Genomic DNA, 13,967 nt, shown 5'->3' on the forward strand with positions numbered 1-13,967 from the left:
ACCACTTGTCCTCTATTAATCCATTGTTATGATTTCAGGTTCATCCTCATCAGTAGGGTGTTCAGATTCCTCAACATCATGAGGTAGCGCTAATTCAATGACAATATAATCACCATTTTTCAACTCGCTATTTGGAGCAATACTTTGCTCGATTACAAAACCTGAACCTATTAAATTTGCATTTAGATTAATGATATAAGCTAGTTTCATAACGTCACGCAAAGACCAACCAACGATGTTAGGCATCGTAAATGAAGATCCTTCAGTTTTTAAAATTACTTTCTCACCAAACAAAAGCATCGATCCACTAGTTGGGATTTGCGCTTCTATATTAATACCAGTACCAATCACTTGGACATCTAAACCCGCTTCTTCTAAAATAGATTTAGCTTTTTCAACATTTTTACCAATATAATCACCAATAAGGAACCCTTCATCTATAAACGCATTTTTGCTAGAACGTGCGCTTGGAGCAATATTCAAATATTGGAGACTATGTTTCATCACCGATGTAAATATTTGTGATACTGGAGCCGAACCTTGTTCATAAATATCAATTTTGGGTCGATCTACTGCGACATAGACGATTAATTGCGGATTAGATTTAGGAGCAACTCCCATAAACGAATAAATATGCTGACCGTGACCAGTTAAATAGCCACGACCATTCGGATCTGATATTTGAGCAGTCCCAGTTTTACCTGCAATATCAAAACCTTCAACAAAATATGGTTTCCCAGTACCTGCTGTGGAAGTAACAACAGTTTCCATTAAATCAAGAACTTGATTTGCCGTTTTTTCTGAAATTGGTTCCCCAACAACAGTTGGCTCCCCTCGTTCTATTACTTCATCTGTATAAGGATTGACAATTTTATCAATCACATAAGGTTTCATCATCTTACCGCCATTGGCTATCGCCGTTGCAGCTTGTATCTGCTGAATAGGAGTAACTGCTGAACCTTGCCCAAAGGCAGTTGTAGCAGCATCGACCCGATATGAATCAGCAATTGAGCTACTAGCCTCATTAGGAAGTTCAATACCAGTTGGACTACGGAAACCAAACTTATCTAAGTAATTATATAATCGCTCAGGACCTAGTCTTTCCAATGCAAGAATTGAATAAGCAACATTAGATGAACGTTGGAAGCCTTCATCAAAAGAAATTTTTCCCCAACCTAAGCCTTGATTATGGTCACTAACTCTTCTTCCGCCAATTTGATAACTCCCTGATTGATAAATTTCTTCACCATTATAAACCCCTTCTTCAATCGCTGCTGCTAACGTAAACATCTTCATTGTTGAACCGGGCTCAAAACGAGAAGAGACTGTATAATTTGTATAATTAGTGATTTCTTCATAAAAATTAGGGTTAAAGCTAGGTCTGTTGCTCATAGCTAAAATTTGACCTGTTTTTGGATCTGCAACAATTGCCATCATCCGCTCTGGCTCATACTGTTCTTCAACCTGAGACATGATTTGTTCTAAAGCCATTTGAATGTTAGCATCGAGCGTTAAATATACGTCAAACCCATTTTTAGGTTTTTCAATGATTTCCTCAAGATTTGGTAACTTGATACCTTTCCGATCACTAAAATATTGAACAAAACCATCCTCTTTTACTAAGTAATCATTTAAACTGCTTTCTAACCCCATCCTAGCCTTCGACATATCACGTTCTGTATAGCCAATCACATGTGAGGCAAAATTTTGTTTTGGGTAATAACGACGTGCCTCTTTTCGAAAGACGATTCCTTTTAGTCCTAATTCTTCTATTTCCCGTTTTTTTTCTAGGCTTAAGTTTTTCGTACCTATTCCAAGCTCTACTTGAAAACGTCCTTCGGCAGAAAGCAGCCGTTCCAAATCATCAGCATCCCTTTCGACAATTGGTGCTAGTTTTTGAGCGGTCATTTTTGGATCTTCAACACGATTTCTAGAATTTTCGTCTAAAATTGCTTCTATAGTATATGATGGAATTTCTTGTGCAAGAGCATCACCAAACCGATCATAAATCGTTCCACGTCGACCTTCTACAGTTTGCTTTCTAGTCCAACGATCTTCAGCAATTGTTTGTAGTTCCTGACCGTTTACAGTTTTATTCACCTGGATATATCCAATTCTAGTAAATAAAAGTGAGAATAGTAACATAAAAACTAATAATAATACTACCGCTCTCACATTCATTTTATTAAGTTTAAAAGTTGCCAAGATGATCACCTTCTATATGTGAAAAACTAGTCCAAAATTGAACTAGTTTTTTACAACCTTTACGTTTTTATCGTTCAATGTCATCCCAAGCTTTTCTGTTGCGATTTTTAAAATTCTATCTGGGGCTGAAAGTTCTGTTACTTGTAATTGAAGTGCTTCATTGTTCGTTGTTTGGTTCTTAATCGTTCTTTCTAGGGCGTGAACTTCGTTATTTGTGATATAAATCGCAGCATACGTAGAAATGACTAAATAAGTTGCAAAAACTACCCCCACTAAAGTTGTAAAATACAAAAATTTCTCTCCATTAGAGATTTTACTTTTTACTTTTTTCAGCGGATTATTCAGTTCCTTACTGACCGATTCCTGAATTTGCTTTCTTTCTAATTGTCTGGCAAGATTACTCACTCAATGAAACCTCCTTTTGTTTTTCAGCAACACGTAACTTTGCAGAACGAGATCGCTTATTAGCACCAACTTCATCATCAGATGGCAAAATAGGCTTTCTTGTAATTAATTTAAGCACCGGTTCATAACCTTCTGGAATTACTGGCAAATTTCGCGGTAACTCAGGCCCTGTGCTCAGCTTTTTAAAAATAGTTTTGCAAATACGGTCTTCTAATGAATGAAACGTGATAACAGCGACACGTCCACCAATCTTTACAATTTCGATGGCACCATTAACTGCATCCTCGAAAGCTTGAAGTTCATCATTAACCGCAATTCGAATCGCCTGAAAGGTCCTTTTTGCAGGATGCCCCCCAGTTCGCCTTGCAGGAGCTGGAATAGCGTCCTTGACAATTTCAACTAACTCCCCAGTTGTTTCAATTCGCTTAGTAGCTCTGTAGGCTTCGATTTTCCTGGCAATTTGCTTAGCAAAACGTTCTTCACCATATTTTGATACAATCCGCATAATGTCATGAAATGACCATTCATTAACGATTTCTTCTGCAGTTAATGACGATGATTGGTCCATTCTCATATCTAGGGGCGCATCGTGATGATAACTAAAGCCTCGCTCAGCTTCGTCTAGTTGTGGCGATGACACGCCTAAATCAAATAGGATACCATCTACCTTGTAAATCCCTCTGTTAGCCAATTGTTCAGCTAAAAATCGAAAATTACTTTTTATAATTGTATATCGTCCATCGTACTCTTTTAGTTTTTCTTTCGCATGGGCAATAGCAATGTCATCTTGATCAAACGCATATAAATGACCTTCGCTTGACAGTTGAGACAAAATCAATTGAGAGTGTCCCGCACCTCCAAGTGTACAGTCAACATAAATACCATCTTTTTTAATATTTAAACCAGCTACGGCTTCTTCTTTTAAAACAGTGATGTGATCGAACATAATAAACACCTTCTTAAATATGTACTTTTTCTATGTTGTTACAATTGAGCGCCGTTTATCCGCTAATATGGGTTTCAGGTAACAAATTATAAATCAAAATCAACAATTCCTTCAGCAATTTCACTAAAAGAATCTTCCGACTGAGCAAAGTAGTCGTCCCATGTTGATTTACTCCACACTTCAACTCGATTAGAGACACCAATAACAACACATTCCTTTTCAAGCTCGGCGTACTGTCGCAATGGAGATGAAACTAGAACTCTTCCTTGCTTATCTAATTCACATTCTGTCGCTCCCGAAAAGAAGAACCGTGTGAACGCTCTTGCGTCTTTCTTCGTAAACGGTAAAGCTTTTAATTTATCCTCTAGGAGTTTCCATTCACTATCAGGATAGACGAATAAACACCTGTCTAATCCTCTTGTTATCACAAAGTTGGAGCCTAATTCTTCACGAAACTTGGCAGGAATAATCATCCTTCCTTTTTCATCAATTGTGTGATGATATTCCCCCATGAACATGTGAAGTTCCCCCTCTCCCCACTTTATACATCTAAAATACCACATCCCCCCACTTTCTACCACTTTTTTTTATAATAATAACAAAAAAAATCCTGCTATCATTACAGGATTTTTCAACAGATTACTATAAATGTCGGTCTAAGCCATACAAGTTGTCATTTCAAATAAATCAATTTATGTTTGTCATTTAGCTCGTATGGTAATTCAATTAAATGATGAACAAAATCAAAACCATACTCATTTATATATTTTATAATATTCAAACTACGCTCTTGGAGTCCATCATTCGGCCGAATATTCGCCTCAATCATATCTAACTTTAACCATTCATCGTCATACTTTTGTCGGATACTGTCTTCAATCTTTTGTGCTAAAAATGAAAGTTCTTTTTTAATAATGAGCTGATTCTTATTTGCGAGCCTTTCTAACCCTTTATCATACTGATTTACAAGGTCCTTCAATGGTCTATGGACTTTTTCAAGCTCCGTTAAAGCATTCTCTAAAACTGCTTCAACTTTGCTTTTCTCTTCCCAGTACGTTAATTGATTGCGAGAGCTTTTTGTACCATTTAAAATTATTTCTTTTATCGACAAATCATCTTTTTCAAGCAATTTTGCAATATGTGGTTCAACAAATGTCATCGAAAGCCTTGGAACTACTGGAGGAACTTTAAATTTAAACAAATGAAACACTTCTTTTAAGGAGGCCCAGTAGGCAATTTCACCCGGACCACCAACAAAGGCTAGAACAGGCAATAAATATTCCTGCATCAAAGGTCTTGTCACGACATTATTACTAAATTTTTCTGGTTCTCTTTCAACCAATGAAACTAATTCCTCTTTAGTATATGAACATAAGCATCGTTTATCGGTAAACATGCTACTATTTTCTCTTTCTAACAACAACCTTGTTCCTTCAAAATGTATAAACAAATGAGCATTATTTTCTGAACGCTCTATAGGTTCGCCATAGCCATTTTCCGAAAGCTCATTTGCTCTATGTAGGAATTTTTGATGCAATACCTCATTTTCTTCAATAAGTTTCTTTAGGAAAGGAACTTCTAATTTTCTAAGCTCTTTGTTATGTGAATCAAGTAAAACAATCCCGCTATCCTTAAATAATTTGTGAATGAAGAAACTGAAAAAATCGACATAATTATTGCTAATCGAGATATAGTTTTTAATCTCTTCTAACAAAGTGCTCGTATGACTTGTTTCATGATTATCACGAAAAACATCGATAACGAAACTCGTTAAAGCTTCTTTATCTAATTCAAGGTCGGTTACAGCCTTTTTCCTATTATTCTGCTGATTAACTTTCCGTTTTTGAATTTTCGATCTGCCAATACTATAGACATGGTTAATCTCTTCAAAATCATGATCCTCACCGGCAATCCAAAACACTGGTACAACAGGAACAGATAGCTTGGTTTCCTGAGCTTTTGCTAGCTTTATAATAGTAATAATTTTATGTATTGTATAAAGAGGACCTGTTAAAATCCCAGACTGCTGCCCACCAACAACAACAACGGAATTTTCATCTAATAATTTTTCAATATTCATCACGGTTTCTGAAGAACAACCGTATTTTTTATTAAAATTTAATAAATGCAGAGCGAGAGCCTCTCTTTGGAAGTTTCGTCCACTTAATTCCTTCTGTCTTTCAATGTAGTCACTTTGCCTTTGGTGATTATAATCAAAAAAGTCTCGAAGTGGTTGCTTTTCTTCAATGTAATCGTTGATTAACTTTGATTGATTTAAACGACATTCTTTTATTTGCAATCTGCATACACCTCCTCTAGAAAATCTTTAGACTCAAATAACTTAGAGTATAGCAGACTCCCTACGTTTGCGCCAACAATTGAGATTCCTTAAGTCACTAAATAAATTCGAATAACTAATCCATAAAAACTAAGGATTAGATACATAAAAACGAATAGCAGAAAATTAAAACGCCAGAAGCCTTTTAACAGTTTGTCTAATTGAATATCTTCTGATACTTTCCAATGGATAATTGTAAAAATCATCGCCACAACAATGATTAATGTGATGATTAACCACAACAAAGATTGAGACCAAATTTCGTAGGAAATAAAGTAAACCGCAATGATAAAAAGAATTGCAGAGGTATCTACGGCAAGTTTGATTGATTTCCTTTTATTTTTCGTTGTTTTAACACTAACTAGATAAATAAGGTAAAAAGCAAAAATTGGTAAAGTTACGAAAGTAGCTACTACCCAAGCTATAGCGTCACTCACTAGTTCCCCTCCTTTCCTCGTTTTCCATTCCTTTGACACTTTTCAATATAAAGTCATTTAATGGTAATGATTGTTTCTGTATCTTTCCCTTTTCTAAAATAATTCCTGTAATTGCGTCTATTTCTGTGACTCTTCCCTCTTCGATATCTCTAAGCATAGACGAACGATTTGCTCGAGTTTGTTTACATATCTCAATAATCCGCTTCCAATCTGAATTATTGCATTTAATGACGCATGAAATCTCATCAAATAACTGTCGCATTAATTGAAGATAATACTTGTTTTCCACTAGCATTCCATTCCGTACCTTAAAAATAGCTGTAAGTGGGTTTATAACAGCATTAACAAGGAGCTTTCTCTCCATTATCTCAAGCCAATCTCCATATACATTTGTCAGAAAACCTATAGCTGTTAGGCTGTCCCAAACAGCCTCGGAATCATGTTCACCGTTTTGTACGTATCCAATTTTCATTTCTCCAACGCCTGTATGCCTGACAATACTAGCAGCTTGTTTTAAGGCACCATGTTCAACAATTGCCACCAAAACATTTTTCACTTTCGGGCGAAGTTTGTCAAAGTACTTTAAATGTCCCATTCCATTTTGCATAAAAATAATTGAAGTTACTTTTCCAAGGCGAAGACCAAGACTAGGAATTACTTGTTTTAGATGGTATTGCTTTACTGCAATAAAAAGGTAATCGTCGTTAAACTGCTTCACTTCTGAATATGGGATACCTTTAATGGAATAATTCAAATTTTCTCTGCCGATTTGTATCGTTAAACCATTTCTGTTTAACTGCATAGCTTGCTCTTTTGTAGTTGTATAAATCGTAACATTAAACCCCGCCTTGCATAAGTACCCTGCCAGAAGAAGTCCTATTGATCCTCCTCCAATTACGCCAATTTCTACCATAAAACTACTCCTTTAGTCTTTTATTAAATAGTAGCACACGTAGCGACAAGAACGAACCAAAAAATGTCGTTTGGTTCAGAAAGTTGTCTCCATGTAGTCAATTTTAAACCGCAACTAATGAAAAATAGGTATCTTCAAATAAATTTTTTAATAAATAAAAATTTATAGATAATTCCCCTTAATTTTATAGTAAAATAAAGTGTACAATAGTTCTTGGCAAATACTTTACAATGGTATGGAGGTATTTTATGGAAAACATTGAAGTTAAGCGCTTACTTGTTAATTATAAGACACTTGAAGAATTTGAGAACTTTAGAGAATATGGTTCACAAGAATTATCTATGAAAGAAGATCTACGTGCAAATATCATTGAAGATGATAGCGAATCTCCTTTTTATGGAATTTATTATGGCAATAAACTTGTTGCTAGAATGAGCTTATACCGTATCGAAAAAAAATACGACGTTTATTTCGAACCAACTCAAGATTATTACGAGCTATGGAAACTAGAAGTACTTGAACCTTATCGTGGAAAGGGTTTAGGTGAGGCTCTCGTTAATTATGCAAAAAATTTTAATTTACCCGTGAAAACGAATGCTCGTCAACGTTCTGATGAGTTTTGGACGAAAATGGGCTTCAATGCCTTAACGTACCATCAGGATAGAGATCGCGGCGAGAACCCATATGTTTGGTTTCCAGAAGGTGTAACGGAGCAAGAATAAGGAAAAAACAATCTGCTGTATTAGCATTGAAATCTATAGTTCTTCAAACAACTAAAAGGATCGGCACTGTTCCAAGGCGCCAATCCTTTTTCGTTATTTAGATAGAGTTAATTACTTGCTACGGACATTTGTTTCGCTCGATCCATAATGTCAATAAGTAATTTATAATCATTTTTTATAACTTCGAAATTATTTTGTAGTGCTGAAAGTTCTTTTACCAATCTTTCATTTTCTGCGGTTAGCGCGACAATCGTTTCTAACATTTCTTCGTTCTTACTAACTAAATTGTTGTTTGAAGTCAACTCTTCTCTTTTAGCGACTAAAAACTCAATCACATTATCGATCGTCACTTGCGGCTTTTCAGCTATAGGTACAACTTCTTTAACAATTTCTAGCTTTGGTTTAACATCTTCTGTAATTTCAGTTGCCAATTCAAATTGGGAGTTCTTACTCTCATCTTCAAACTTCGTTTTCTTTAAATTTTTTCGTTGTTTTTTAGCTATTGCAATCGCAGCTTCATATTTTTTACGAATGCTGGAATTCCATCTAAATCCGCAAGCCGCAGAAGTTCTCGATAAACGTTCCCCAACTTCATCAAAAGCAGCTAATTGTGTACTCCCTTCACGTATATGCCTTAAAACGACTTCAGCTAATACTAAATCCTCATCATTAGTCCAAGCATCTTGACGAACGATAGACATCTAATCCCTCCAATAAAAATCCTTTTTTACTATCTTTATGCAATTACTAGAAAAGATAGACTCTTTTGATCTATTAAGGAATTATTACCTATTTATTGCTATTTATTCACTTCAGAACTTAGACTAGAGTGGATAATTACTTGTCTATGAAGCGTTGCACCGCTTCATGATGCAGAGGAGTTTCCCATAATGTCGAACAATCTTCTATTTCCTCTAGTACGCGCTTATTTAAAACCATTCGATCATGTTGCGCTAACACCCTCTGTTTATAAGCCAATAACACTCCTAACGGTTGCCTTGTAAACGTTGCAAGCCACTCTAAAAAACCTTCTCGATCTTGAATACTTTGAATAAAGCCTTTTTTCAAACCTTCAATTGCATCAAAACGATCTGCAGACATTAGAAGCTGAAAAGCTTCTTGTTGGCTCATCCTCTCCAATAAGTACGTCGCTCCACCCCATCCGGTCGTTATTCCAAGCTTACCCTGAATAAAACCTAGCATTATATTTCTTTTGGCTATACGGAAATCGCAGGCAGTAGCTATTTCACAACCACCTCCGACAGCCGTACCATTCAAATAGGCAACAGTTGGTATCGGCAAGAAGAAGACTCTTTCAAGAACTTTCGCCATTTTTAAAAGCATTTCTTTGGCTTCTTTTTTCGTATGTATTAAATGAAAGACAGACAAATCACCACCAGAACAAAAAGCAGTTTCCCCGGCACCAGTTATAATCACGATTTTCACATCTTGTCTCGATTGAATGATGTCCAGCTTTTGATTAAGTAGCTCAATTACCTCGTAATCAATCGCATTTCTTTTCTCTGGTCGATTTAGTATTAGCCAAGCTTGTTCATTTTCGATGTTCAATAAAACTTTCTCCATCAATTCGACACCTCGCTTCAGACTTTTCTTAATTATATAATAATAGTGGATAAATAAAAAAACAGGAAGGGGTTTCCTTCCTGTTTTTCATAACATTATTTGCTTACTACTTCATTTCCTTTATAAGACCCACACTCTTTACATACACGGTGAGCAAGCTTTAATTCGCCGCATTCTGGGCATTTTACCATTCCTGGTACCATTAACTTATAGTGTGTACGACGCTTGTTTTTACGAGTTTTCGACGTTCTACGAAAAGGTACTGCCATGATTCCCACCTCCTTCAACTGTGATAAAATATGTTAAAATGAAGGCCGGAATGCCGTACTTACATTTTTAAACACATTACTTGTCATCAAAGAACTTTGATAAATCGGCTAAACGCGGATCAATTCGTCCTTTTTTGTTTTCTTCTGTTAGTAGTTCCCAATCATTACCCTTTGGGAGTGCTTTTCCCTGCATATCTTCACAAAAAATTTGCATAGGAATTTCTAAGAGAATTACTTGTTTAATATAAGGGATTAAATCTAATGTATCATTTTCAAGATGATGGATTTCATCATCCAGATCATCAAACCCTATCCAATCATGTAGCTTAAACATTTCAGCTGTTTCAATTTGAAAAGGATAAGACACATCTGCTAGTGTTCTTGAACAAGGCAAGACCATTTCGCCCTTAATTTCAAGTGAAAATGTTATTGAGTGATTAGAAAACGTTCCCTCACCTTTCACATGCACTAGTGAAATATCTCGAATATCATGGTTAAGCTTTATTAGATCACTAACGTCAACCATTTCATCAATTTTAATTCCCTTACTCTTTAACGTATTAAGTTGCTGAACTGACCATTTCATTTTTTCACACCTCAAGACAACAAAGGTAATTATAGCCTTCGAATTATATTTTGTCAAGCTTTCTTCTTTACACGGTTTCTCTTTATTTATGATATTTTTTTCTGTTTCTTATTCAAGTTTTATCAAATAAAGATTCGTTTGCAACATTCATCGACGAGGAAACTAGATAAAGTGAATTCTACCACATTATAATCTTTAAATGAAAGAGATTTATTAGACTTTCACCTATTACTTTTTGTATAATCTCTTCATACTAAATATTTTGGGGGTTTAACATGAATGTCACTGGTATAGTTGTAGAATATAATCCGTTTCATAATGGTCATGCCCTACATCTCAACGAATCCAAAAGACAAACAAAGGCTGATCTTGTAGTCGCGGTAATGAGCGGTAACTTCCTTCAGCGAGGTGAACCAGCTCTTGTCTCCAAATGGTCCCGCACAAAAATGGCTTTGGCAAATGGAATCGATATTGTCTTAGAATTACCCTATGTATTCGCAACACAACATGCAGAAATTTTTGCCCAAGGGTCAATCTCGATACTAAACAGTTTCGGTGCTAACGCTCTTTGTTTCGGTAGTGAATCTGGTGATATTAAACAATTTTCACGCTTAGTTTCATTTATAAAGGCAAATGAAACCACCTATAGCTTACACCTTCAAGAAGCCTTAAAAAAGGGAAATAGCTATCCAAAAGCATTAGCATTAGCTTTTAAAAAAATCGAAAACAGTGATCAATTTCTTGATCTATCAAAACCTAATAATATCTTAGGTTACCATTATATGAAAGCCATTGACGAGCAAGGTGCAAACATAACACCTTATACTATTGAACGCACAAAAGCCCAATATCATGATAAGACTATTTCAGTCGATGCCATTGCTAGCGCGACTAGCATCCGCGAATCACTAATTAAACAGAAAAAAGACTTAAAGGCAATTGAACATGTTGTGCCGTCATTTACTTATGATGAACTAAAAAATTATCATGAAAGTTATTCCGCCTTCCAACACTGGGAACGTCTATTTCCATTTTTAAAATATAAAGTATTAACAGCCACGCACGAACAGTTAGCAACTATTTATGAGGCAGAAGAAGGCTTAGAAAACCGGATTTCACAAATCATTAAGGAAGCCACTTCTTTTATAGACTTCATGGAAAAGTTAAAAACAAAGCGTTATACATGGACTAGACTGCAACGCCTTTGTTTACATATTCTAACAAATACTACGAAAGTCGAAATGCGTGGTGTAACGTTGCCTTGTCCGTATATTCGGGTACTAGGAATGAACGATATCGGGCGAGAGTATGTCAATAGCAAAAAGAAGCAAATAGAGGTTCCACTTATCTCCACAATCTCTAAACATAAACATCCGTTTATTGAAATAGAAAAGAGAGCCACAACCTGCTATGCGCTTGGGTTTAGCCCTGTAATCCAAAATAAATTAATGAAAGAAGAATATGCACACCCACCAATCATCTTGTAGAGTGAAAATGTGTGGCACAATAAGCACCATGGCTGCCATTTCCACTCTACTTTTTTCTTAGCCTTATTTCGGTTCTAAGTCTTGTAAAAAAATTAGTGCATCTTCGAATGTATCAATCGGAATAATCTTCATTTTTGCATTCATCGTTTTAGCCTGTTGCAAAGCATCGACATAGTTTGAGGTCTTAGAGTCAAACTCATTAGGTGCAAAGAAGAAATCAGCACCTGCTCGCTCGGCTGCAATTACTTTTTGCTTAACTCCACCAATACGACCTACTTCGCCCTCTTCATTAATCGACCCTGTTCCAGCTATGTGGTACCCCTTAGTAATATCTTCCTCGACAAGCTGATTATATATTTCAAGACTAAACATAAGGCCTGCAGAAGGTCCACCAATTTTATTAGTATCTATGCTGATATTAGGAGAGACTGACAACTCTCGTTTCGTTACCGGACTCGTAATGCCAATTCCAACCTTCTCCCCCGAAGGATCCATTTCCGTAGGAAACGAAGTTACAGATAGTTCAATATCTTTTTTAACACCTGCTCGGACAATTGTTAATGAGACTGCTGCATCTTTTTGTTTACCGCCAATCTGCGCCAGCAGCTCATCAACAGTTGTAATTTCTGTTTGGTCAACAGCTACAATCAAATCTCCGAGCTCTAACAACTCAAAGGCCGGCATTTCCTCAATCGTTCCAGTAACAATAACACCAAAGTTTGTATAATTCGCTTCTTTACCAGCTTTATTGTAAGCGACAATCGTTGCTAGGTCTTGTGATGTACTCATCATCATTAATTGCCGATGATGGTACTCTTCATCAGTTTCTTCACCACGTCTTATGAAATCCTCGTGAATAAGTTCTCTCGCATCACTAAGCTTTGCCCATAGATAGTTAATAATATTTGCCTTGCCCATACGAACTGTAGTCAGCATAAATGTCCCTCTGTCTTCATAACCACCTTCTACCTCAATAACTGTATGTAAAATTTTCGCATCACCTGGTTTTGTAAAATAATAAGGTAATTGATAAAAATTAATGATAATTACAAAAATAATTAGAAAGATCCAACGCTTTTTACTGAGTGGAAATTTTTTCATAAAGGCCATCTTACTTCTCCTTCCAGTTTTTCACCACCAGCTGAAGTTCGGCTAATTTATCTCGTGCTGCAACTTCCCCATACTGAATGATTTTATCTATATTTTTAAATGCTGTAGAACTATAATGATTTATCATTGGTTTTATCATGATATCACTTTCTATTTCATGAAAGCGAATCATTTCTCTCTCCATTATGTCCATGCTCTGCATAATGACATCAAAAATAGAATTTATTTGTGGCTCAACTTCAAAGTAAGACACATCAACGGCAATTACAATATCTGCGTTCATTTTTTTCACTTCTGAAACAGGAACTCGATCAACGACTGCACCGTCTACTAATAGCCTTCCGTCAACTTCATGAGGAACAAAAATGCCAGGAATTGAGATACTTGCTCTTATAGCTGTCGAAAGATCCCCCTTTTTAAAAACTACCTTTTCTCCCTTTAGAAGGTCTGTGGCAACGATACTTACAATTGGATCAAGATCCTCAATGCTTTTGCCCTTCGTCAATATTTTAATCAGTTGTTTTACTTTATCTCCTGTAATAAAGCCCATTTTTGGAACTGTGAAGTCTAAATAATATTTCCTTTGAAAATGAAGTGCCATAGTTGCCATTTGCTTTGGTGTATAGCCAGCACCATAAAATGCCCCTACAAGAGCACCCATACTACTACCTGAAATACAATGAATTGGTATATTGGCTTCTTCAAGAACTTTTATTACTCCAATATGAGCAAACCCCCTTGCCCCACCAGATCCTAATGCTAAACCAATTTTCGGCTCCCTCACAGCTCTCCCCCCTATTATTCTCTCCAGTTATCTACATGTCTATAGTTCTTTTGAGAAAGTAGCTACCTTCTAAAATCATATGGTCTAATTTATTCTTGTATACGTATATTGAATAATAGGACATGTTTCTCTATAAAAACTGTCATTGGATCATTTGCATTTAGAAAAAAGATTAGCTAGA

The 13,967-nt window shown here is 35.9% G+C and carries 15 protein-coding genes; 2 read left to right on the forward strand and 13 right to left on the reverse strand.

The window, feature by feature from the left end:
* Positions 1-15: 15 nt before the first annotated feature.
* From ACK4M9_RS09155 to ACK4M9_RS09185, 7 genes are all read right to left on the reverse strand, one after another.
* The gene (locus ACK4M9_RS09155) at positions 16-2,205 is read right to left on the reverse strand and encodes a penicillin-binding protein (protein ID WP_409849609.1); all 2,190 of its coding nucleotides are present in this window, start codon (positions 2,203-2,205) and stop codon (positions 16-18) included.
* A gap of 42 nt (positions 2,206-2,247) precedes the next feature.
* The gene (ftsL, locus tag ACK4M9_RS09160; RefSeq protein ID WP_409849611.1) at positions 2,248-2,610 is read right to left on the reverse strand and encodes a cell division protein FtsL; all 363 of its coding nucleotides are present in this window, start codon (positions 2,608-2,610) and stop codon (positions 2,248-2,250) included.
* A complete protein-coding gene (gene rsmH, locus ACK4M9_RS09165; protein ID WP_409849613.1) occupies positions 2,603-3,556 on the reverse strand; it encodes a 16S rRNA (cytosine(1402)-N(4))-methyltransferase RsmH in 954 nt (317 codons plus the stop codon). Before rsmH ends, ftsL begins: the two co-directional genes overlap by 8 nt.
* A gap of 86 nt (positions 3,557-3,642) precedes the next feature.
* The gene (gene mraZ, locus ACK4M9_RS09170; RefSeq protein WP_409849615.1) at positions 3,643-4,074 is read right to left on the reverse strand and encodes a division/cell wall cluster transcriptional repressor MraZ; all 432 of its coding nucleotides are present in this window, start codon (positions 4,072-4,074) and stop codon (positions 3,643-3,645) included.
* Positions 4,075-4,229: 155 nt separating this feature from the next.
* Entirely contained in the window at positions 4,230-5,855 is a 1,626-nt protein-coding gene (gene bshC, locus ACK4M9_RS09175) for a bacillithiol biosynthesis cysteine-adding enzyme BshC (protein WP_409849617.1), read from the reverse strand.
* A gap of 89 nt (positions 5,856-5,944) precedes the next feature.
* Positions 5,945-6,331, reverse strand: a complete 387-nt coding sequence (locus tag ACK4M9_RS09180) for a DUF3397 domain-containing protein (RefSeq protein ID WP_409849619.1) — start codon at positions 6,329-6,331, stop codon at positions 5,945-5,947.
* Positions 6,324-7,244 carry a 2-dehydropantoate 2-reductase gene (locus ACK4M9_RS09185; protein ID WP_409849621.1) on the reverse strand — a complete coding sequence of 307 codons (921 nt, stop codon included), beginning with the start codon at positions 7,242-7,244 and terminating at the stop codon, positions 6,324-6,326. Before ACK4M9_RS09185 ends, ACK4M9_RS09180 begins: the two co-directional genes overlap by 8 nt.
* Before the next feature lie 248 nt (positions 7,245-7,492).
* On the opposite strand from ACK4M9_RS09185, the gene ACK4M9_RS09190 reads away from it, so the two are divergent.
* On the forward strand, positions 7,493-7,966 hold the full coding sequence (locus tag ACK4M9_RS09190; RefSeq protein WP_409849623.1) for an N-acetyltransferase: 474 nt from the start codon (positions 7,493-7,495) through the stop codon (positions 7,964-7,966).
* Positions 7,967-8,073: 107 nt separating this feature from the next.
* Here ACK4M9_RS09190 and ACK4M9_RS09195 read toward each other — a convergent pair whose 3' ends face one another.
* The 4 genes from ACK4M9_RS09195 to ACK4M9_RS09210 form a co-directional block, all read right to left on the reverse strand.
* Positions 8,074-8,667 (reverse strand): RsfA family transcriptional regulator, encoded by a 594-nt coding sequence (locus ACK4M9_RS09195; RefSeq protein WP_409849625.1) that lies wholly within the window; start codon positions 8,665-8,667, stop codon positions 8,074-8,076.
* 136 nt (positions 8,668-8,803) lie between these two features.
* On the reverse strand, positions 8,804-9,550 hold the full coding sequence (locus ACK4M9_RS09200; RefSeq protein WP_409849627.1) for an enoyl-CoA hydratase/isomerase family protein: 747 nt from the start codon (positions 9,548-9,550) through the stop codon (positions 8,804-8,806).
* 95 nt (positions 9,551-9,645) lie between these two features.
* A complete protein-coding gene (rpmF, locus tag ACK4M9_RS09205; protein ID WP_071316558.1) occupies positions 9,646-9,819 on the reverse strand; it encodes a 50S ribosomal protein L32 in 174 nt (57 codons plus the stop codon).
* A gap of 76 nt (positions 9,820-9,895) precedes the next feature.
* Positions 9,896-10,405, reverse strand: coding sequence for a YceD family protein (locus ACK4M9_RS09210; RefSeq protein ID WP_409849630.1), 510 nt, complete (start codon positions 10,403-10,405; stop codon positions 9,896-9,898).
* A 275-nt stretch (positions 10,406-10,680) separates the two neighbouring features.
* Here ACK4M9_RS09210 and ACK4M9_RS09215 point away from each other — a divergent pair, with 275 nt between their 5' ends.
* Positions 10,681-11,892 (forward strand): nucleotidyltransferase, encoded by a 1,212-nt coding sequence (locus ACK4M9_RS09215; protein WP_409849632.1) that lies wholly within the window; start codon positions 10,681-10,683, stop codon positions 11,890-11,892.
* A 63-nt stretch (positions 11,893-11,955) separates the two neighbouring features.
* On the opposite strand, the gene ACK4M9_RS09220 is transcribed toward ACK4M9_RS09215, so the two are convergent.
* Together ACK4M9_RS09220 and ACK4M9_RS09225 are read right to left on the reverse strand one after the other, a co-directional pair.
* Positions 11,956-13,002 (reverse strand): SepM family pheromone-processing serine protease, encoded by a 1,047-nt coding sequence (locus tag ACK4M9_RS09220; protein WP_409849634.1) that lies wholly within the window; start codon positions 13,000-13,002, stop codon positions 11,956-11,958.
* A gap of 1 nt (position 13,003) precedes the next feature.
* Positions 13,004-13,786, reverse strand: coding sequence for a patatin-like phospholipase family protein (locus ACK4M9_RS09225; RefSeq protein ID WP_409849636.1), 783 nt, complete (start codon positions 13,784-13,786; stop codon positions 13,004-13,006).
* Positions 13,787-13,967 lie beyond the last annotated feature (181 nt).

It is taken from the genome of Anaerobacillus sp. (assembly GCF_046314235.1).
GTDB lineage: Bacteria > Bacillota > Bacilli > Bacillales > Anaerobacillaceae > Anaerobacillus.